This is a genomic window from Vibrio sp. 10N.222.52.C12 (assembly GCF_041474215.1).
Lineage (GTDB): Bacteria > Pseudomonadota > Gammaproteobacteria > Enterobacterales > Vibrionaceae > Vibrio > Vibrio crassostreae_C.
This window is the reverse complement of the sequence record NZ_JBFRTR010000008.1, coordinates 1-21,934: the sequence shown is the minus strand read 5'-3', so window position 1 is coordinate 21,934 and position 21,934 is coordinate 1. Positions and strand designations below refer to the sequence as shown.

At 42.4% G+C, this 21,934-nt stretch carries 16 protein-coding genes and 3 pseudogenes; 6 read left to right on the top strand and 13 right to left on the bottom strand.

Annotation, left to right across the window (positions count from 1 at the left end; all coding sequences use genetic code 11):
* Nucleotides 1-3: 3 nt before the first annotated feature.
* On the bottom strand, nucleotides 4-735 hold the full coding sequence (locus tag AB4623_RS01180) for a GTPase (protein ID WP_065583531.1): 732 nt from the start codon (nucleotides 733-735) through the stop codon (nucleotides 4-6).
* Nucleotides 736-810: 75 nt separating this feature from the next.
* Nucleotides 811-954: a hypothetical protein gene (locus tag AB4623_RS01175; RefSeq protein ID WP_157938615.1), complete on the bottom strand. Its 144-nt coding sequence runs from the start codon at nucleotides 952-954 to the stop codon at nucleotides 811-813.
* A 607-nt stretch (nucleotides 955-1,561) separates the two neighbouring features.
* Here AB4623_RS01175 and AB4623_RS01170 point away from each other — a divergent pair.
* Nucleotides 1,562-1,942: a hypothetical protein gene (locus AB4623_RS01170; protein WP_171732117.1), complete on the top strand. Its 381-nt coding sequence runs from the start codon at nucleotides 1,562-1,564 to the stop codon at nucleotides 1,940-1,942.
* A 122-nt stretch (nucleotides 1,943-2,064) separates the two neighbouring features.
* On the opposite strand, the gene AB4623_RS01165 is transcribed toward AB4623_RS01170, so the two are convergent.
* The 4 genes and pseudogenes from AB4623_RS01165 to AB4623_RS01150 form a co-directional block, all read right to left on the bottom strand.
* On the bottom strand, nucleotides 2,065-2,991 hold the full coding sequence (locus tag AB4623_RS01165; RefSeq protein WP_229647237.1) for a hypothetical protein: 927 nt from the start codon (nucleotides 2,989-2,991) through the stop codon (nucleotides 2,065-2,067).
* Between the two features lie 247 nt (nucleotides 2,992-3,238).
* Nucleotides 3,239-3,331: pseudogene (locus AB4623_RS01160) on the bottom strand (alpha/beta hydrolase); the annotation flags it as partial.
* Nucleotides 3,332-4,031: 700 nt separating this feature from the next.
* Entirely contained in the window at nucleotides 4,032-5,441 is a 1,410-nt protein-coding gene (locus AB4623_RS01155; protein WP_372145550.1) for a hypothetical protein, read from the bottom strand.
* Between the two features lie 419 nt (nucleotides 5,442-5,860).
* Nucleotides 5,861-6,187 (bottom strand): annotated as a pseudogene (locus tag AB4623_RS01150) (alpha/beta fold hydrolase); the annotation flags it as partial.
* A gap of 412 nt (nucleotides 6,188-6,599) precedes the next feature.
* Here AB4623_RS01150 and AB4623_RS01145 point away from each other — a divergent pair.
* The 4 genes from AB4623_RS01145 to AB4623_RS01130 all read left to right on the top strand — a co-directional run bounded on the left by AB4623_RS01145 (nucleotide 6,600) and on the right by AB4623_RS01130 (nucleotide 10,443).
* Nucleotides 6,600-7,778 (top strand): SIR2 family protein, encoded by a 1,179-nt coding sequence (locus AB4623_RS01145; protein ID WP_372145548.1) that lies wholly within the window; start codon nucleotides 6,600-6,602, stop codon nucleotides 7,776-7,778.
* Nucleotides 7,768-9,651 carry an ATP-binding protein gene (locus AB4623_RS01140; RefSeq protein WP_372145546.1) on the top strand — a complete coding sequence of 628 codons (1,884 nt, stop codon included), beginning with the start codon at nucleotides 7,768-7,770 and terminating at the stop codon, nucleotides 9,649-9,651. The genes AB4623_RS01145 and AB4623_RS01140 overlap by 11 nt, the downstream gene beginning before the upstream one ends.
* 8 nt (nucleotides 9,652-9,659) lie before the next feature.
* Nucleotides 9,660-9,863 carry a KTSC domain-containing protein gene (locus tag AB4623_RS01135; RefSeq protein WP_372145544.1) on the top strand — a complete coding sequence of 68 codons (204 nt, stop codon included), beginning with the start codon at nucleotides 9,660-9,662 and terminating at the stop codon, nucleotides 9,861-9,863.
* Nucleotides 9,864-9,933: 70 nt separating this feature from the next.
* Nucleotides 9,934-10,443: an SLATT domain-containing protein gene (locus tag AB4623_RS01130; RefSeq protein WP_372145542.1), complete on the top strand. Its 510-nt coding sequence runs from the start codon at nucleotides 9,934-9,936 to the stop codon at nucleotides 10,441-10,443.
* A 188-nt stretch (nucleotides 10,444-10,631) separates the two neighbouring features.
* Here the strand turns inward: AB4623_RS01130 and pheT are convergent, their stop codons facing one another.
* The 7 genes from pheT to AB4623_RS01095 all read right to left on the bottom strand — a co-directional run bounded on the left by pheT (nucleotide 10,632) and on the right by AB4623_RS01095 (nucleotide 21,043).
* Nucleotides 10,632-13,019, bottom strand: coding sequence for a phenylalanine--tRNA ligase subunit beta (pheT, locus tag AB4623_RS01125; protein ID WP_372145540.1), 2,388 nt, complete (start codon nucleotides 13,017-13,019; stop codon nucleotides 10,632-10,634).
* Nucleotides 13,020-13,037: 18 nt separating this feature from the next.
* Nucleotides 13,038-14,021, bottom strand: a complete 984-nt coding sequence (gene pheS / locus AB4623_RS01120) for a phenylalanine--tRNA ligase subunit alpha (protein WP_004734764.1) — start codon at nucleotides 14,019-14,021, stop codon at nucleotides 13,038-13,040.
* 218 nt (nucleotides 14,022-14,239) lie between these two features.
* Nucleotides 14,240-15,349 carry a GGDEF domain-containing protein gene (locus AB4623_RS01115; protein ID WP_372145538.1) on the bottom strand — a complete coding sequence of 370 codons (1,110 nt, stop codon included), beginning with the start codon at nucleotides 15,347-15,349 and terminating at the stop codon, nucleotides 14,240-14,242.
* Between the two features lie 202 nt (nucleotides 15,350-15,551).
* Complete coding sequence (locus tag AB4623_RS01110) at nucleotides 15,552-16,760, bottom strand: hypothetical protein (RefSeq protein ID WP_372145536.1); 1,209 nt, start codon at nucleotides 16,758-16,760, stop codon at nucleotides 15,552-15,554.
* Nucleotides 16,761-16,769: 9 nt separating this feature from the next.
* Complete coding sequence (locus tag AB4623_RS01105) at nucleotides 16,770-17,576, bottom strand: outer membrane lipoprotein-sorting protein (RefSeq protein ID WP_017060448.1); 807 nt, start codon at nucleotides 17,574-17,576, stop codon at nucleotides 16,770-16,772.
* Nucleotides 17,577-17,620: 44 nt separating this feature from the next.
* A complete protein-coding gene (locus AB4623_RS01100; RefSeq protein WP_372145534.1) occupies nucleotides 17,621-20,086 on the bottom strand; it encodes an RND family transporter in 2,466 nt (821 codons plus the stop codon).
* Between the two features lie 171 nt (nucleotides 20,087-20,257).
* Nucleotides 20,258-21,043 carry a TetR/AcrR family transcriptional regulator gene (locus AB4623_RS01095; RefSeq protein WP_004741595.1) on the bottom strand — a complete coding sequence of 262 codons (786 nt, stop codon included), beginning with the start codon at nucleotides 21,041-21,043 and terminating at the stop codon, nucleotides 20,258-20,260.
* 545 nt (nucleotides 21,044-21,588) lie between these two features.
* Between AB4623_RS01095 and AB4623_RS01090 the strand changes: the two are divergent.
* Nucleotides 21,589-21,934: pseudogene (locus AB4623_RS01090) on the top strand (hypothetical protein); the annotation flags it as partial.

Genomic DNA, 21,934 nt, shown 5'->3' with positions numbered 1-21,934 from the left:
CATTTAAACCGCCGATTCTAAAAGAAAATCATGAATATGATCGCGCATGAATAAAGCCATCGAAGAGAGGTCTTCCCATGTTTCTTTATTCGTGTGGGTAATGCACTCAACAAAAACTTTGCTTAAGTGTGGCTCAGCATGTAACCAACGACTGACATATTTCCCGGTGTAACACACATGCTGCATTTCATCTTCTAAGATTTTTTGAATCGTTGGACGCATTTGTTTCATGTAATCATCGTCAGACTCATCGATGATCGCCAAATGCAGTAACAGTAAACGCCATGAACGTATTTCAATAGAGTGAACCCTAAACAGGAATGTCTTAAGCTCATCGTCAAAGTTCATGACTTTATCTAACTCATATTGAACTTCATGTTCATGCGTTTCTGTCTCGTACCCAGTAAAAGGGATAAGGCTGGCAAACAACGTAGAATGATTCATCTCATCGTTATAATGACGCAACATAAGCGGCCTTAATTCATCATCTGCATACCGCTCTGCGATCATTCGTAACCTTGCCGCACCTTTAGCCTCATCGATTGCATTGTGTAAAAGGTAGTAAGCCATCATCTTTTTATTTTGAAAAATAGTTCGAGCCAAACCATTCATCATCTCAGAAGTGAAAGACAAATCAGATACTAAATATTTCTCAATGCAATCCTTGTATTCTTTTGAAAGACTCACACCTTGGGTGTCAAATAAACTATAGAGACTGTTTTGTATATTATTCATAAACCATTCCTTTCCTCAGCACACATCTTCAATAAGACACTCTCTCGAGTGCCTTATTAAGAGGGAGCAAGCTAATTAGCGAGACTCTTTTTTGTGGTGTTCTGACGGGGCTGGATTCGGTTCAAAAGCAGCATTTGAGCGTACCAGTCTTGGAGGTTGGCTAGAGATATCTTGCTTCTTAAGTTTTAACGATAAAGCCGCTATTAGTTTTCCGTTCATATTCAGATCCTCAAAAATAATGGTATGTTCTGAGCTTGGTAACGATATGCAACTAAGACAAAGAACACAGAGACAATACAACTCGTTAACAAATTGTTACACGATCATTTTTAGAATGTTATTTTTTGGGATTGATAAGTATTCAGGGAGCTTTTACTTCTTTGATAAATTCATTGGAGATTATTATTTGTCGCTGACGATGATGTACAAATCAGGTCTGTGCCAGTTGGATTGAATAATAAGTAAAACAAAGTCACAGACTTGTCGCAGTTAATGAAATTCCGTGGAACGGTTCAATTAAACCCAAACCTCCCCCCTCTAGCTCCCCCTCAAATGGAGTTCACCGATCTCATTAGATATACGTCCGAGGGGGAGAACATTCTTTGGCGCTGCACATGTAGCGATCTGTATTCAGTTCCTCCCCTTTCCCGCTACCAACAAGAAATTGGAGATGTAAACCAAGGGGAGGTTAGGAGGGGATTATAGGTCAAGTCTCATATGCATCTGATTCACAAGCAATAACGCAACTTGTTACAATACCCATAATTAAAAGATGGTCTTATTTCGCTATACTCCGCGCCTAATTCCAGAAACAGACCTAATACCAATGAATATCTTTAAAGCCTTAGCTCTTTCTATAACGCTATTTTTAGTTGGCTGTGCATCTGGTTCAGCAATATTAGTCGGTGAAGCCAGAGACCCAATTACACCTCAAGAGGTTACGCTTTATCTTGAAGCGCCTGAGAACTATGAAAAAATAGCTTTGGTTGATGCATCTAGTGATGCAGGTGTAACGAAACAAGGCTCTATCGACTATGCAATCGAAGAGTTAAAAAATCAGGCGGCTAAATTAGGAGCTAATGGGGTCTTACTTCAAGCGACAGGAAGCAACAACTCTGTAGTTTTGGGAGGTGTTGGCACAGACTACCAGTACTTAATCCCTGTTTCAGAACAGACGGTGAATGGAATAGCGATCTACACAGAGTAGTTAATATTGTCCAAGTCAGTTGCTTCGACAGTTCAAACAAAAAGGCCTCGCACACGCAAGGCCTTGTTTTATCTGCGTTCCAACGAACGATCACCGAAGCAATTTACGCTGGTAAAACCACATCAACTCGAGAGCCATTCATCCAATACTTTGATGAATTTAGGATTAATGAGATAACCGATAGAAGCATGGGGATTGCTTTTTCCGTTGCGAATATTGAGGTTATAAACTGGGTGAATATCTTTCATTCCACCGGGTATCAGATCCAACTTGAGCATATCTTTAAAGTCATTTCTAATTTTGCTGTCATGAGAGATAAAATCATCTTCTGCCGAAATGTTTATCCATTGCTGAATGTTTAACGGGTACTTCTTCTCATCTTTCAAGCGGCTCCCTTTTAGCCTATCTTTTACGTTTTCATCGCCTAACGGGGACCCGAGCGTCAGCAATAAGTTGACCTTCTTGTCTGCACCATAGTCGTGTCTATACTCTCCGTAATGAGACAACTTCCACAGCACGTCATAACTGATCATCGACCCAAGGCTGTGCGCTACAATCATCACATCATCCTGATTATCAAGCGCTTCCTTCAGTTCAACCATTAGCCTATGCCTAACATCACTGCCAAAATAGGTATCTTCATTCCAATAGTGCGCCATGTCCGGCGCGACCTTAGTTATGAATGTCTCGGCCACACCCAGCTTTCCAAATAGCGATGAAAAAGTATCTGCTAACGCCTCTTTCAGAAAACCAATTTTAGATACCTTGTTATACGTTGTTTTATTGAACTGGCTTGTCTTGTACTTTTTGAGTTCAGACAACGCTTGCTGACGACTTGCAGGGTCTTCCGTTGGTTTGTCTAACAATGTATTTGATAGCTCACCGTAATAGACAAACCGTTTATCGACATCTTTAAAAGCTTGTAACGAACTTGAGTCTCCACAACCTCGCTGCAAGCCATGTTCTATAGCCTCGTACCAAAGTGCTTGAAGGTGAGCTTTATCGGGCTTTTGAGCGCGACCATGAATGAATATTATTTTCTTAGCCATAGCAGGACGTCCTAAACACATAGTTAAAGTGATTATCAGTAGAAAGCACCACTAGATTCGGTCAGCCCTTGCTAATAACAGTGCTGCTAATTACGTATCTAGGAGTGGTTGATAGAGCATTTATATAACTATGAGGCCGTCTTTTAAGGACCATAAACGAGTGAAAGACGCGGGTATGACTCGCAAATTGAAATGAATGTAGCTAGCAAAAGCTCCAACTAACAAAAAGCCCCGCAATCGCGAGGCCTTGGTTTTGCCAAAGCCTGCTGTCTAAGCTCCAACCGTGAATGAAGATCAGCGCCGTTTCCCCGCTACCACTTTTTCCATACGCAATTAGTTCAGCACCTTTGCGTTTGAGAGAGCCCGACAAATAGCACTAACGAAATAACTTCATGACTTACTTTTCTAATCTAAAATTGTCGTCGGATTTCAGTTGTTACATAAATAACCTCGACAAGTCACCAAAGCCCGATGAGTTAGTAAGATAAATTATTGCAAACATAGAACCTGGATTAGATAGCGTTCGTCGGCACTATCATTATTCATAAAGTTATTTATTTTCAATACTTTGTTTTAATTTATGTATGACAACCATCGCAATTCCACGTGTAGGTTATAACTTGTTAATCCAAGTCATTCATGAATGATATTCTGTCTCAATATGAAGAGCTAAGATTAGATGTCTCTTCTACGGTTTCAGTTACAATTGCCCTAAACGAGTGAAACGACCAGCGAGGTCAAGTATTGTCTTTTGCTTTTTTGTTGAGGTGGTCTAGCTTTTTAGCTGGGCCGTTTTCGTATTAGGGCTTGCTGAGTAGAATATGGGTGTAGTTGCTTATCGATAGCATAACGCAAGGCCTGAACCCGCATTTCATTTTCTAACAATGCAATTAAAGAGGACTTAGGTGAAAGTGTATGCTTGCTAAACTCAGAACGTTTTCTACCTGAAGTTAAAAGTATTGCTGAAGACTTGGGTGTCAATGTAGAGCAATAAATAATAAGGGCCTCAAAGGCCCTTACTTGTACTCATACATCTAACGCTAAATGGCGTTACACAATTTTAGAGCCGTATTTACATCTGTAAAGTTTACTAATTCACTCATTAAGGTTTCTCGTTTATCCAATAGCTCATTAGACAGCTCAACTAGCTCAGATAGGTTACTAGTGTCTATTGTACTTTTTGGAATCTCAGGTAATAGTGCTGTTTCTGGGAAGAGTGCATCCAACCTTTGGGTTTGTTTCTGGTTGAGCATCTGCTGTGATATAGCACCCTGAATGATACTTAGCGATTTATTAAAATCAGGTGCCGAAGAAACGAAGCTACTATTAAATTTAAGTTCCGCTTCTTTAGTGGCCAAAATTATTTGATCGGGCATAGATTCAACAAGTGACATGCTCCTCGTTATTTCTTTTCTAATTTCCGAAGAATTTTTCTTTAGCCCTAAGAAGTTATTTATGTGTTGTTCTATCTCTTCTTTTGTTAGTAAGGTGGTTGGCTTTGTGTTTCTTGCACTTTCGATAGTACTAAGGGGGATAAGGTTGATTTTTCTTATACTCTCATAAACCTCTCTTTTCATTCCTACGAGTTGGTTGTAATCAACGCTACTGTTAAGCACTCTAGGACTGGTGTTTACGATACACTGCATTCTCTGAGCTCCCTGTAAGTAAAGGTTTGAACGTTGACCCGGTTGGGTATATGACTTTGCCCCCATAGCAGTAGCCAAAGTTAGAGCAGAACCTATAAGTGCATCCTGATGCCAATCAAAAGCAACGGCGGTTACACCAGTTAATCCAGCTAGTAGGCCGAGTGCATCCAAACCTGTACCAAGTAGATATGCGTCTGAAGATAGTTCAATATATTTCTCTCTATAAAAATCAGCAAAAGAATATGCTTTACATAGATCGTTATGTTCGAGTTCTTGGGTGATAGGCTTAACTGAGTTTACTTGTTCGTATGAAGTTTTAGCAGTCTCTAAGCTCCGTTTAGCTGCGATAAATTTCTCATTGGCTTCAGTGTATTTCTTCCCTGCGGATTGTAATTCGAGTTCTGCATTAGCTAGATTTTCTTTTATTTGTTTTAACTTTGTATCTCGTTTTTCGGCATCTGTAATTTCAGCTACTTCATTGAAGGAGTGATTTAGTTTCAAGCTATTCTCGGATACTAACTTTATCTCCATGGATGCGTATTCCAACTTTAAACTAGCTTCCTCTAAAGCGACCTTAGCATTTTTGAAACTAGTGTGGGCTAGTAAAAGTTTCTCATCTTTATGAGAGGTTGTAATACACCTTTTACCGTTAAATCTACTAGTTATTTTAGTTGGGTCGTATTGGCCATCTTTCCCTATATTATTGACTTGTTTCCAAGCGTCACTTTCAAGTGCTGGAGGACGGGTTGTACCGCAAGCTGTAAGGCCTAATGCTATTAGTGATAGAGTTATTTTTCTGTTCATAAGTTGATACCTAGCCTTTGTTTGTACCAATAACAGATAGCTGATAAAGACCAAAACTCAAGTTCTATTCCTTAATAGCTTGCTTGGATTAACAATTTATAAACTGCAAATGGGAACTAACACCTAACAGAGTCAGGTCTTGCCTTTTGCTTCTTTATTGACAGTCGTAAGTCATAACGTATTTATGTCCAAAATCCTCCATCTTAGGCATTGCGGTAAGTGGTGCTTGATTGATTTTGAGATACTAGAAGTTATCTGAAGGCAGGGCTGTAGAGCACTTACGTTAACTAACTTTTGTGCAACAATGAGTTAGTATCCGTTTCTTGGTCTAACAAGAAAGGCTTCGCAATACGAGGCCTTTCTTTTCCATTTATCAAAAGAGATTAGTCGCGAAGCACTGCGCCGAATCTCTCTGAAGTTACTTCTTTGATGTCTTCAGCGAACGCAACCATGGTGTACTCTTCGCGGTTAAACGACGAGTTACCGTGCCCTGCTAAGTCCATGGTGATCACTTGGTACTGCTTTGAAAACTCGCTCACTTGGTTTTGCCACAGCCTGCTGTCTAAGCTCCAACCGTGAATGAAGATCAGCGTCGTATCCCCACTCCCACTTTTGCCATACGCAATTTGCTCACCATCGTGAGATATCGCGATACCATACTTAACCGTTGAATCATGAGCCATGGCATTCATGCTACCAAGCGCCGTGAATACCAAGAGTGTGATGTTTAGAATTAAACTTTTCATAGTGTCTCTCTACTTACTTTAGAGGGAACACAGAAAGCGCCCTCTCAATCAATATAGCCACTATAAAGTGTGAAGCTTTAGACGGGTAAAAAGGTTGTAAAATAGAAGAAAACCTGGCCAGGTGACGCAGCTAATCAGTACGCCAAACTCAACTAACCTATGGAGGAAATAGATTCTAAGACACAAAACTTACAGATTTGTTGACCTAAATTTGAGGGGGATTTAAATCCTGTTTAAAGATTTTTTGAAAGTTCCCAACCGCTAATAAATATGACATAAGTCTCAATACAACATCGTGCATTTGATTTGGATTAATGTTATCTCAAAATGTTCGAATTACTTCTCACTAACAAACATTCAATCTGGTAGATTTGCATTAAATCACACATCAACTTTAACCAAGGCTGGACTAGTGGAAAACTATCATGATCCTGTAAGGCATTTGACGTACCTTCGGCAATCTCTTTCCCAAAATAATGAATCTATAGGTTTTTTTCTATCAGCAGGGTGCCCTTTATCTGTAAAAATGCCCGAAAATGACTGGCCACTCATCCCGGACGTGAGAACACTAACAGCTTTCGTGACTGACCAGTTAAAAGACGATGACAAGTACAAATCACTTTTAATCGAACTTGGTAAAGCTGAAAAGAATAACGAAAACATTGAAGATATATTGAGTTTCTTGAGAAGCCTCATTCTCGTATCTAAAGGTGGTATTGTTAGAGGTCTAAAAGAAAGTGATTTACAAGACTTAGAAAAAAAAATCTGTTCTGAAATAGTAAAAAAATTAGATGTTAGTTTACCTAATCCGAACACTCCTTATCATGACCTATGTACATGGATTGGATCAATAGATAGAAAGTCACCGATTGAACTATTTACTACTAATTACGACTTACTTTTAGAAGAAGCATTAGAAGATGAAGAAATCCCATATTTTGATGGCTTTGTAGGTTCTAAAAAGTCATTTTTTGATTTGAAGGCAGTAGAAGATAATTTAATACCAGCACATTGGTCGAGATTGTGGAAAATCCATGGTTCTATTAACTGGTATCAAACTGAAAAATCTGGAAAAAAGAGTGTATTTAGATCATCAGAAATTAAATATGATGAATCTCATTTAATTTACCCTTCTCACTTGAAATATGAAGAAAGTAGAAAAATGCCTTACTTGGCTCTTATAGATCAATTAAGTAGATTTGTAAGAAAAAAATCTTCGTTATTAATTTTGTCGGGGTACTCATTTAATGATGGTCATCTTAACGATACAATTGTTAACGCATTAAAAGCAAACCCTACAGGTATGGTATTGGGGCTATTGCATGACAATTACAACGATGATGAAGGAAAAGAACGATATCCTGAAGCATATCGTTTAGCTAAAAAAAGGCATAATTTAAACATTTGGACTTTTGATAAAGCAATTATAGGAACAAATATTGGTAACTGGAAATGTCATGTTGACAGTACAGATACTGATATAAACTCATTCATCACTAAATGTGGTGATAATAATGTAATTAAACTTGGTGATTTTTCTGTTTTAACTAAGTTCCTTAGAAATATCATAGGTTCTATCGATGAGGAATAATAAATCTAATAAAGAAACTTACCTGGGTGAGGTTCAAGATGTTAATGGAACCAATGTAAGTATTTCTCTATCAAAAGATTCATTAACCGGATTCATCTATATCGATGGACAAGGTTATCGAGTAGGACAAATTGGTAGTTTCGTTAGGATTTCCATTGGGTTTAACGACCTATTTGGCATTGTTAGTCAAGTTGGCGCAAGTGCAGCTCCTTTAACCCGAAATGATTCTGATAGTAATGGAAACCAATGGATGTCGATTCAGCTGATTGGAGAAGGCCCCAAAAATGGTATATTTCAACGGGGACTATCACAATACCCAACAGTCGGCGATGAAGTACATTTAGTTTCTGAGAAAGAGTTAAATAATATATATGGTCAACCTCATAAACCATACTTTGTAAAGCTAGGTCATATATCTAATGCAGAATCAATTCCAGCTCTTGTAGATGTAAATAAATTAGTGACAAGGCATTCTGCTGTAGTCGGAACCACGGGATCTGGAAAATCGACTACCGTAGCGAGTATTATAAACGCATTATCAAACATTGATAGATACCCATCCTCTAGGATCATTATGTTAGATCTTCATGGAGAATATGGTCAAGCGTTACAAGATAGGTCTAATATATATAAAATCACTCCTGACAAAAACTCAAAGTTTATAGAGAAAGATTTTTACATACCATACTGGGCGCTAAGTTTTGATGAGCTTTGCAGTATAAGTTTTGGTGAGTTCAATAACGAAAAAGATAAAAATGTCGTAATGGAGAGGATTCAGAAGTATAAAGTTGAATCCATTAAAAGGAACCCAAGAAGTGGTGCCTCTTTAGATTCACTAAGTGTGGATTCACCCATTCCATTTAGTATCCATGAGTTATGGCATGAATTATTCATAGAGACATTTGGAACATATTATAAAGACAAGGGCGGAAAACCGAAAGACAATTTGGCATATGAGCTAGACAATAATGGTAACGAATTGAAAGGGAATCCAATGAAAGGAATTCCTCCTGTGTTTAAAAATGTGGTAACGACAGCAGGTGAGGACAAAATATTCAATATACCTGGTGGTTTAAATATAGGAAAGCAACTACTACTATTAGGTACTAAGCTAAGAATTCCAAGATATGATTTCATTTTTAAACCCGGTTGTTGGTTTCCTGATTCTCACGGGAATATTAGTGGCGACCTAGATGCTCTATTAAAAGATTGGCTAGGTGGTGATCGTCCAGTATCAATATTAGACTTATCAGGTGTACCTGCTGATATATTACAAACTACTATAGGGGCGTTATTGAGATTATTATATGAAGCATTATTTTGGGCACGAAACTTGTCACAAGGTGGAAGAAATCGACCGCTATTGATAGTAATGGAAGAAGCTCACATATACCTGAATGATACATTGGATGGGGCTGCATCAAAAATAGTGCAAAGAATAGTTAAAGAAGGGAGAAAGTACGGGATTGGTGCAATGATTGTTAGTCAAAGGCCTTCCGAAATAAACCCAACGATATTGTCACAATGTGGAACTTTTTTTGCTCTAAGACTCACAAACTCTTCAGATAGAGCTCATATATCATCAGCTCTATCTGATAGCTTGGACGGTTTAACTAACATGCTCCCTATTCTCAGAACAGGTGAAGCGATAATTCTTGGTGAATCTGTAAAACTGCCAATGCGAACATCTATTACTGCACCCCCAGAAAATAGAAGACCAGATAGTCAAGATCCTGTGATTTATGATGAATTGCCGTCAGAGAATTCATTAAACCCTGGTGGCTGGGGCATTAAACTCGAGTCACAGCCACATTATGACGAACTTGTCGAAACTTGGCGAGCTCAAAACCCAAAAATTGGTAAGATAAAATAGGTATAATTATGGAAATGTTTTCTGTCAGCTCTAGCAACATTGACTCTATTGGTTATGAAGATGAAACACTACAAATACAATTTCTAAACGGGTCTACATATCAGTACTTTGATGTTCCTGAACATATATACACTGGACTTATTGAAGCAGACTCCGCGGGTAAATTCCTTGCTGCAAATGTAAAAGGGACATACCGATACTCAAGAGTTTAGATATATTAAATGAGGCCACTGAGTGGCCTTATTACACTTAAAATTATTACTACTATAGAGCTTTAAAATAATGCCTGATAATGAAGTATCACCACCTAGCTTAACTATTGATGACAAATTAAATCCGTTAATTGATGATTGGAGTGTTAGGTTGAAAAACGCGCAGATTGGGCATTATAAATGTTCTGAAAGGTTATATTTATTAGCCAATGTAACAGGGTTTCTATTAATATTGACAACAACCTTGGTTACCGCGTTATTATTCTTTGACACAAATGGACCAAATGAAGATAAATGGCAGTTATTGCTTTTTATCTTGAGTGTAACATCTGCTGCGTTAGCTAGTATTGTTTCATTTGTTAGATTCGCGGAAAGAGCGGAGCTACACCGTTCTGCTGCAAGCCGTTACGGTAAGCTAAGAAGGCAGCTGGAATTTTTAAATACATATAGAAACACGCAACAAGACTCTCAAGTCAAAGAGAAATTAAAATTACTTCGCATTGAGTGGGAATATGTCTCTTCAGACGCACCACTTACGCCAAAATCGGCTATCCCAACAGAACACCATGATAAAAAATAGGATATATACACGATTCGCAAAGTCAAAAATTAACAAGTAGATAATCTAATAAAAGTAGATGCAGACTTTACTCATACCTAGTTAATCAAATCCATGTTTTCCAATACAATTTGAAGTTATCCCTTTCCAACAAAAAACAAAAAGGCCTCGCAATGCGAGGCCTTTGGTTTTCTATCTATCAGAAGAGATTAGTCGCGAAGTGCTGCGCCGAATTTCTCTGAGATTGAAGCTACGATAGCATCTACTGAACCAGCGATGTCTGCATCTTCAAGTGTGCGCTCTACAGACTGTAGGCTAAGTGCGATTGCTAGGCTCTTCTTACCTTCTTCAACGCCTTGACCAACGTATACGTCGAACAGTTTAGCGCCTGTTAGGAATTCACCACCAGCAGCGATACACGCTTCTACGATGTCGCCAGAAGCAACTGCTTCATCAACAACAACGGCGATATCACGACGGTTTGCAGGGAACTTAGATACTGCTACTGCTTCTGGAAGCACGCGAGTGTTGATAGCTGCCCATTCGATTTCGAATACGATAGTACGGCCGTTAAGACCAAACTTACGCTCTAGTTCTGGGTGAACAGTACCAATGATACCCACTTCTTTGCCGTCTACTACGATAGCCGCAGTTTGACCTGGGTGAAGTGCTGGGTGCTTAGCTGCTTTGAAGCTGTATGCGATTTCGTTTGCAGAAAGCTCAAGAACTGCTTCTAGGTCACCTTTAAGATCGAAGAAATCTACAGTGTTAGTTGCAATGTCCCAGTGCTCTTCGCCACGAGTACCAGAGATAACGCCCGCAAGCATCATTTCTTGGCGCATGCCGTTTTCAGCCGTTGCTTCAGGGATGAAACGTAGGCCTGATTCGAATAGACGAACGCGAGACTGTTGACGCTTCTGGTTGTGAACAACTGTGTTTAGTAGACCTTGGATTAGGCCAAGACGCATTGCTGACATGTCCGCAGAGATTGGGAATGGCAGGATTAGCGGCTCAACACCAGGTACAACAAGTTTTTGCTGTTCTGGTTCTACGAAGCTGTATGTGATTGCTTCGTGGTAGCCACGGTCTACAAGAAGGTCACGAACGCGCTTAAGCGGTTGGTCAGCTTCTTTGTGGTCATTCATTTTAAGTGCCGCTTTAGGCGCTTGGTTTGGAATGTTATCGTAACCGTAGATACGACCTACTTCTTCAATTAGGTCTTGCTCGATTGCGATATCAAAACGCCAAGATGGAGACGTTGCCGTCCAACCAGCATCAGTCGTTTCAACTTCACAACCTAGGCGAGTAAGAATTTCCACTACGTCTGTAGATGGGATTTCGTGACCTAGTAGGCTGTCTAGCTTAGCGCGACGTAGAGCTACTACGTTTGCTTTAGGAAGATCAGATTCAGATTCGCTGCCGTTTACTGGCGCAACTTCACCGCCGCAGATTTCAACTAGAAGCTGTGTAGCACGCTCCATTGCTGCTGCTTGTAGTGTTGAATCAACACCACGTTCGAAACGTAGAGAAGAATCAGTGTGAAGGCCGTAAGCACGCGCGCGACCACGGATGTGATCCGGTGCGAAGAATGCTGCTTCAAGAAGTACGTCTGTTGTTTCAGTAGTAACACCTGAATCTTGACCGCCAAAGATGCCAGCGATTGCTAGTGCTTTGTTGTGGTCAGCGATAACAAGCGTGTTGCTGTTTAGTTCAGCTTCGTTGCCATCTAGAAGTGTTAGCTTTTCGCCCTGCTCTGCTAGACGAACCACGATACCGCCTTCGATCTTAGCTAGATCAAATGCGTGCATTGGTTGGCCTTGCTCTAGCATCACGTAGTTTGTGATGTCTACAACTGGGTCGATTGAACGGATACCACAACGGCGCAGTTTTTCTTGCATCCAGATTGGAGATTCCGCTTTCACGTTTACGTTCTTAACCACACGGCCAAGGTAACGTGGACAAGCATCAGTTGCTTTGATTTCAACAGATACTGTGTCTTCAATGCTTGTTGCAACAGCTTCAACTGTTGGCTCTGTAACGTCTGCGCGGTTTAGTACGCCAACTTCACGAGCAAGGCCACGGATGCTGAAGCAGTCTGCGCGGTTTGCTGTTAAGTCTACATCGATAGTTACGTCGTTAAGCTCAAGAAGCTCACGTACGTCCATACCTAGCGTTGTGCCTTCTGGCAGCTCAAGGATGCCGTCAGACTCTACGTCGATACCTAGCTCAGAGAAAGAACAAAGCATGCCGTGCGATGGAACGCCACGTAGTTTTGCTTTCTTGATTTTGAAGTCACCAGGAAGTACTGCGCCAACTGTTGCTACTGCTACAGTTAGGCCAAGACGACAGTTAGATGCACCACATACGATGTCTAAAAGCTCTTCTTCGCCGATATCAATTTTTGTAACTTGTAGTTTGTCTGCGTCTGGGTGCTGACCGCACTCAACCACTTTACCTACTTTAACGCCGGTGAATTCACCAGCAACAGGTTCTACATCGTCAACTTCCAAACCAGCCATAGTGATTTGGTGAGCTAGCTCTTCGCTGTTAATTGCAGGTTTAACCCACTCGCGTAGCCAAGATTCACTGAATTTCATAGTTTTGACTGCCCCGGATTACTTGAATTGTTTAAGGAAACGAAGGTCGTTCTCGAAGAACGCACGAAGGTCATTTACGCCGTAACGAAGCATCGTTAGACGCTCTACACCCATACCGAATGCAAAACCAGAGTATTTCTCAGGGTCGATGCCAACAGAGCGAAGTACGTTAGGGTGAACCATGCCACAGCCTAGAACTTCTAGCCATTTGCCATCTTTACGTTTCACGTCAACTTCAGCTGAAGGCTCTGTGAACGGGAAGAATGAAGGACGGAAACGCACTTCAACTTCTTCTTCAAAGAAGTTACAAAGGAAATCGTTAAGAATGCCTTTAAGTTGTGCGAAGTTTACGTTCTCATCAACTAACATACCTTCCACTTGGTGGAACATTGGCGTGTGAGTTTGATCGTAGTCGTTACGGTAAACACGACCCGGAGCAATGAAGCGGAATGGCGGTTTGCCGTTTTCCATCGTACGGATTTGAACACCAGAAGTGTGCGTACGTAGCATTAGATCAGGGTTGAAGAAGAAAGTATCGTGATCAGTACGAGCTGGGTGATCGTCTGCGATGTTTAGTGCATCAAAGTTGTGGAATGCATCTTCGATCTCAGGGCCAGACTCAGTGCTAAAGCCAAGCTCACCAAAGAACTGTTCGATACGCTCAACAGTGCGAGTAACTGGGTGAAGACCACCGTTCTCAATGCGACGACCTGGTAGGCTCACATCGATAGTTTCTTCAGCTAGTTTCGCTTCAAGCTCTGCACGTTGTAGTGCGTCTTTGCGAGCTGCGATCGCTTGTTGAACAGCACCTTTCGCTTTGTTGATCTCTTGACCAGCAGTGCGACGCTCTTCAGGTGGAAGTTTACCTAGGCTTTGTAGTTGAAGAGTTAGTTCACCCTTCTTACCTAAATACTGAACTCGCACTTCATCAAGTGCGACTAACGAATCTGCTGTATCAATAGCAGTCGTTGCATTAGCAATGATCTCTTCTAGATGTTGCATCATTTCCTCATCTACCAGTTGGTAGTGTCCGTATCGGATGATTAGTTTTTTTAGATAGCTACACATAGTAATCAAACACGCAACCAATGCCAAATTGAATCGCTAAAAGAACAAGTTATTGCCTAAAAACACGGCAAATTTAACAGGATATTAATGAGGAATAAGAAGAAGTGGAACAATTACTGGTTCCACTTCTTAATTTGGAAATGACCTGAAGGCTAGATCTGAATAGAACAAACGCTGTTCTTCCCTGCGTTTTTTGCTAAATAGACGGACTCATCCGCCGCTTTAATCAATTCGTTCATGGTTTCGAATTCTTGGGTTATTTCAGCGACACCGACACTAATACTGCCAATCCAAACTTGATGACTGGTTTCAACCTCTAATTCAGACACTTTCTGTCGAGCGGTTTCCGCGATGTACATCCCACCTTTAAGGTCGGTGTTTGGGCAAATAACCAAGAACTCATCGCCACCTAACCGGCAAACAATATCATCATTACGGAACGTGTTTTTCAGTTCACGCGAGAGGGTTTGTAGCACCAAGTCGCCTGCATCATGGCCGCTGGTGTCATTAATGCGCTTGAAGTGGTCAGCATCAATCATAATACACACTAAAGGCATGCCCAGTTCTTTGGAGTCTTGCCAATGCAGCGCTAACTGTTTAAAAGCACTACGACGGTTATGCAAATTAGTAAGAGAGTCGGTTAATGACAGTTCTTCAAGTCTCTTATTCGCTCGTTTTAATTCTGCCGTACGTTCCTCAACTTTATCTTCGAGTAACTGGTTGAAGCGTAACAACTGTTTGTTTCGTTCAGAGACTTGTTCAAACAGGCCGTTAAGCGCAGCCAACAGCGGGACAGTCGCAGAATCTTGCTGCTTTTCTTCCGCTTCAAAGGCTTGCAGAGGTGTCGCGCCCTCTTCTATCGCGGTCATTTGTCGCGCCATGTTTTGGTCGATGCCGAGGATGTGGTAAGCAAGCCAGTGGATCAATAAATCAAGTAACTGCCGTGCTGACGACTGATCTTCTTCCATGATGAAAGCTTGCATACTGTAGATATCTTGCATAAATACACGATGCACTTTGATATGCTCTTCAATGTGTCGCTCATACACACCGCAATCTCTCATCACAGATTCTTCTTCTTTAAAGTGAAATTCGGCATAGCATGTGAGATCGAGTAAAGCGACGTTTATGTCGTCGATAGAGATAGTGTTCTCTGACAACAGATTTCCGTAGTGGTTGATAATACCAACAAGATATTGATGCTGTTCATCTACAACACCAATGCCTGTTTCAAAGTTTTTATCCCAATTAAATGAATTCATAAATCCCTTAAGGCCGATACCACCAGCACGATTTACATGCATATTCGGAGGTTATAGATACTGAAAAAATATAACCATTTTACCTGTAGGTTTATTCGATTGTTTGATCCACTTTATAAAAAGACGACTTTGAACATTCTAAATATGGCTCATCTTAAATTTGAGACGTCCCCCCCAACAGGAACGCCCCACGAAGCTAACACTAGAAATAATATTCCAACGCCATCTCAACAAAGTCATCCTTGCGTGCGAAGAACAACAAGTCCTCTGGGGTTTCGTTCTCAAACAACCAAGCATTCAGTCGCCACTTGAGATTGTTGTTAATACGGCTCGATGCCTCTAGCTTGGCACTGTAGACATCACTGTTATCTAAGTCTTGAGTGATACCAGTAAGCACTTCGGTGCCGTCTTCATCGTTCAAAGCGAAACGGGCGCCAAGGAACACATCATTTTGGCCGATGGTTTGGGCATTGTTGCCTCGGCTGTCATACAGGTATTCAGCGATGAAGCCGATGTCCCAGTACGATTCAAGCGCCCCTACCCAAGTGTATTCAAAGCCTGTCGCCACGCCGGTATGGTTGTTGTAGCTGTCGCGATAAATGCTTTCCAGCTTCCATAACCAGTCACCGATAATGCCTTGAACATCCAATCCGAAGTGTTGCATTTGGGCGTAGTATGGCTTGAGTTGATTGCCTTCCACACGGTAATAAGGGTCGCGGTTTGTGCCGCCTAAGTAGCTTAAACCGACATCCCAATCACCGTACATTTGGCTGTAACGCAATGCCACATCAACGTGTTTTTCTTCTCGTGAAGATTCGTAAAGCGCATCGTCCGATACTGGCACGGTTGGCCTTAATCGACCGTCTTCGCCTGCGAAGGTACGCTCACGAAAATACGGCAGTAACATGGCGTCTATGGTGCCCCACTCTTTTATCGAGGTGAAGTGCACCATAGGCTGACCTAACTTGGATTCGCCATCGACCGATTCAATGGCATCGGTCTGGTTTACCACATCCACTAAATGCGCCGATTCGGTTACGCCCCAAAATACCTTTCCAACACCCGCTCGCAGTTCGTAATCATCCCAATAGGTTAAATACAAGGCTTCGCGAATATCACCATGAGTTCGTTCATCGTCTTCACTGTCTAGGCGATAAAACGGGGTGAAGGTAATGCTGCCGTTGCCCTCTTGTTGCTCCCAGTAAAACTCTGGCTGCAACACCAGTGAGCTTTGTCCTTTGTCTTGCCCTTGTAAGCCGTCGCTAAAGAACTGCCTATGTTCAAGGTTAACCTGCCCTGCGATATCAGGACTAAAGCCTGCCGCCACACAAGGCAACGACACCTGCATAAGCCCGACGGTCGCCGCCAAGGTTAAGGATAATTGGGTTCCTGTTGCCACAATCCTTTTCATATTCCTGCCTTATTTCGCACGTTTTAGTGTGTTCTTTTGGAAATCCTTGTCTTTAAGACCGGTCTGGAACACTAAATCTGTCGTGGTTAATACGGTGCTTTTGCCTGTTTGATGGTTTTGCATCGCCATGGTGTGTGCGCGCCAGTATTGGTTTAGGTACTGTTTGTAATCTTGGAACGATAGAGTTTTAAGCAGTGCGCCTTTGCGGTCGTAAAACTCGACTTTCATTGGGCGGTAGTGCTGTTGGTCTAGCCATACCTTTTGCATGGTGTAGCCTGAGTTTTTATCGGTCGGTACTTGCTCTAAAACAAAGGTGTCTACGCCTTCCAGTTTCGCGTCTTCAATGTAGTTGAAGGTGTACTTTTCAAGTTCAAACGAGCTTAAGTCCTCATACGCAAATTCACTGCCCATAAACGGGCCAGATTTGTTGCGTGAAGAGATGCGTTTTACACGCTTGAGTGCAGGAAGATACAACCACTGGTCATCGGATTTGGTGATGTGCGAATGGTTTAGGAAAGCCGTGCCTTTTACGTCGCGTGGTTCATCAAAAATGGTTAAGCCTTTGTCGCCATCGTCATCGACTTCCAAAGATTTCAATCGCATCAGACGTGTACTGCTTTCGCCCTGTTTGTTGCGAAGTAGCATTTCCATGGTTGCGACAGAATCGCCCCACCCGACATCGACCGCTTTACGTTGCTCGGCAATTTCTAAGCCTTTCGCAGGGTCTGCTAACGCTGGGAAAGCGGCGAATGTGCTCAGTGCCAACGAGCTAACAGTAAGTAATGTAGTAGCGAATGTTTGTTTAACGCTTTTCATAAATATCTCCTTGAGTCAGCCCACCGCAGCAGGCCGACGTTTCCTTATTTGGTCGAAGTAGTCAGTTCGGCTGTCGATCTAGGCTGCGACTTGGTATCTGGCTTTGATTCGTGCTGAGTTTTAGCTGAATAGTGGGTCTGTTTGTCGAAGATCATCAGTAAGCTTGGTAGCAAGATGAAATCGACCACCAGCGCAATGAAAATCACAATCGCGCTGAGTAAGCCCATGTCGGAGTTGAGTCTGAAGCTCGACATCGCCAGTACAGAGAAACCGGCCACTAGCACAACAGTGGTGATCCACAAAGCGCGACCTACGGTGTGGAAAGCGTATCGAACCGCTTCTTCTGCTGATTTCCCTTCGATTCTTGCGCGCTGGTATTTACTCAAGAAGTGCACCGCATCATCAACCACGATACCCAACGTGAGCGTGACCACGACTGACAAACCTAGGTTGATTTCACCTGAGATAAGCGCCCATAAACCAAAGCCAATGATCGCAGGCGCAATGTTGGGCACTAGGCTGATCATGCCTAAGCGAACCGAGCGCAATGCAAAGATCATCAAGCCAGAGATAAGCACTAGGGTGATAGGCAAAGTTGATAGCATGCTCGCCATGTTGGTTTCGCCAATATGAGCAAACATCAGTGACGGGCTCGAAGCCACCACTTCATATTGCGGTGCATTGGCTGCAAACCATGAGTAAATGCGCTCTTCGAGTTCGACTAGCTCAACGCTGCCAAGGTTATCGACGGTGAGTACCATTTTGATCGATGATTTATCGACGTTGATCTGGTTGTTCAAGTCCAAGCCGTACGGCAGAGACATTTCGTAAAGCAGCAGATATTGCGCGGCAAGTTCACGGTTCAGCGGTAGCTTGTAGTAGCTGTCGTCGTCGGCATGCATATTCTTGTTCAAACGCATGTAAACATCAGAAAGCGTGGCGACATGGTCGGTTTCTGGTTGAACACGTAGCCACTCAGTAAAGTCACCAATCGCTTGCAAGAACACAGGATCAGCAATCGCTTGAGACTCGTTAGTTTTCACTGCGATACTGAGGGTTGTCATGCCGCTTACGGTCTCTTCCATGAAGTCGGCCGCTTGTCTGAATTCACTTGAGGTATCGAAATACTTCACCGATTCATCGTTGACTTTGTTGAGCGGAATTAACGCGGCAGCGCCAACAATCACTAGCGTAGAAATCGGCAGCAGTGCTTTACGGTTAGTTACGACAAAATCGCCCAGCTTATCCATGAAGGTGACTTTGTCTGCCGCCTTAGGGTTGGCAGGTAGACGTTTGACTGGCAGCAGTTTTAGCAACGCTGGCAACATAGTCACAGACAAGAAGCACGCAATAAGTACACCCAGTGCCGATAAGTTACCGAAATCACGCAGCACTGGTGAGTCCGACATGTTCATCATCAGGAAACCAATCGCAGTGGTCACCGAGGTGATCAGAATCGGCATCGCATTGAGCTTGATGCTGTATTGAATGGCTTGTGCTTTCTCCATACCGCGCTGCATCGCTTGTCTCATGGTCACAATCACGTGAACACAATCAGCCACCGCCAAAGTTAAAACCAAGGTTGGCACATTCACGGTTGCGGTACTCAAGAACATCCCTGCCCAACCAGACAATCCCATGGTGGCAACAATCGAAGAGATGATCACAATGAGCGTCGCCACCACACTAAAGAACGAGCGCAGCATAAAGGTCAGGAACACCAGTACCACCAACAGCATTAAGGGAACGAGCGTTGAGCTGTCTCGTTGAGCCGAAGTCATAAATGCGTTGTTCATGGCTATGATGCCCGCTTTATGGAACTCGACGTTGGGATACTGAGCTTGGTACTTACCGATCATGGCATTGATCGCCGCAATCACCTCTTGCACTTCCGCGGTTTTGTCCACTTCTGGCAGCTGCACGGTTACGTTAACAATCGTCACATCGCCAGAGGCCGACACCAAGGCATTCTTAAGCAACGGTTCGTTAAGGGCGATCTGTTTTACTTTGGCGATGCGCTCTGGTGTGTGCTCGTACTCTTCATACAGCAAGTCTTCTACCAAAAGATCATCTTCAATGGCTTCGGTGTGCTGATAATTAGCTAGGGAATCGACACGGCTTGAATACGGGATCTGCCACGTATCGACCGTGAGGTTTTGAATCAGGGTGAGAGTTTCAGGGGTGAAGACATTGCCATCTTCAGGTGCGACAACAATCGCAAGGTTGTCGGTTTTTGCAAAGGTGGTTTGGATTTCATCGAACGCCATCAACTGCTTGTTGGTGCCTTCGAAGAAGATGTTGTAGTCCCCTCTAAAATAGAGGTTCTTAGCCCCTAATGCAGAGAGAATGATGATTGAAAACACCACCAGCAGAACGATAAACGAACGCTTGGTCGGTATTGAGTGCCAACTGTTATTTAGATCGGCGTTTGCGCTATCGGCATTAGGGTTATTTCGGTTTTGCTGATCGAACGTGGGCTTCTGGCTGTCATGTTTCATCACAGTCTCCATTTGTGACGATTCGTCATATATGTGTCATAAAAAGCCAGCCGAAGCTGACAAAAGACACAATGCTTAGTCAAATACTCAAGAAAACAGCAACCACAGTCGGTTAATCTCAAGTTTATGACGAATCGTCAAAAATGGTTATTAATAAACCCACATGTGTGGGCTTAATGGAAGCTATCGACCTACAGACTCTAAGTAAGCGATCTCTTCACTGAACAGCTCTTGTTCTACACGACGCCAAGTTTTGCGGTAATCCCAATCGCTAGAAAGGGGCTGCCAATTGAGGCCGTCTAAAATCATGTTCGCGTTGTGTAATACTGAATACGGGTCTTGTAACCGCTTAATACAATGACTGTTTGATGCATTCTGTGACAAGGCATTTGAACCAAATGCGATTGACCAGTTAGCAAAAACGATGGCATCTGAGCCAACGCCAGAAGAGAACTTTAGGTCACCCGCTTCTACCGCTTGGTTAACCATAGAGTCGCATTGTTCAATCACCAACTCTTCCAGTTCATTCATCTCGGCGACGCGTGCACTAGACGCTTTCTCTAGTACCCACGGGCTTTTAGCCATGATCGCACAGGTTGATAGTACCGGTTCCATGCGAGCATAGATTCGGTAAGCAACGTGCAATGCGACGATCTTTTCACGTGTGTTGCCTTCAAACTCTCCAGAGCGAGCAAACATCATTGCTTCTGTCTTGAGAGAGTGAATACATAACGCTAAAACGACGTCTTCTTTGCTGCAAAAGTGATTGTATATCGTACCTTTAGAATAAGAGCTCGCTGCCGTTAGCTTGTCCATCGTGAGGTTTCCGAACCCTTGTTCTCGAACCAGATCTTTTGCTAACAACATCAACTCTACTTCTCGGTCTGCAATAGACTGCTGCTTTTTAGACAACACGCCTTTGCAACCAAAGATACCTTGTTTATCGCCTTTACAACCAAAGCCAAACATAATTTTTTAGTCCGTATATGAGCTTAGCCGTTATCTAAGCTTCGCCAGTATTTAAAACACTCCTATCCAATATATTAACACGAATAGTAAATTCATGTAGTTAACCATTTTGTGACGCTTCGTCATTTCTGACTTATCGTCATAATAGCGCAAGTATTGATCATATCAAGGGGTTTTATAAATTAAATACATTTTGTGAATGGAAAGAGAATAAATGGGATATAGCTAAGAAAATCATCAATAGTTGACCTAAAGAGAAGACTTTAAAAGAAGACCTGTATTGTGACCAACAGAATGTGGACGCGAATTGGGCATTCTTAACCTAACAAAGAATGTCGGCACTTTAAGCTGCTATGCGTATTCATGCCCAATGATTCCTAGCTTAAACCACAAGAATGAATGACTGTAGGCTTACTTTATGGGGCAGACGTCTCCTTATGGTCAATATTTGGCTTACTAATGCCGTTTTCTGTTAAGTTGCTATAAATTCGGTAAGGGGTGACTTACAATAGTGACAACGACTTACCTTTTTTGAGAACACGATATTGAGCGCCAAATATTCTTATTTAGCTTGGCAAGTGAATACTTCTAGCCCTGCAGAAAAGCTGGTTTTATTGATGCTTGCAGACGGTGCTGACGAATTCGGCTACACCAATGTGTGCCTACAAACAGCAGGTCAACTTTGTGCTCTCTCTACGTTTGGTTTAGCCGACTGTCTTAAGTGTTTAGTCGACCAAGGTTTTCTCGATAAGGTAAAAGTAGATTATCGGGATAAAAAAGAGATTCACGTTTTCAAAATGCTCATTGAGCAAGAGCAAACTGCGGCGCACGTTGAGGTTCAACCGACCAATAGTATTCCGGTCTACTCTACGGCACCTGCACCTGCACCTG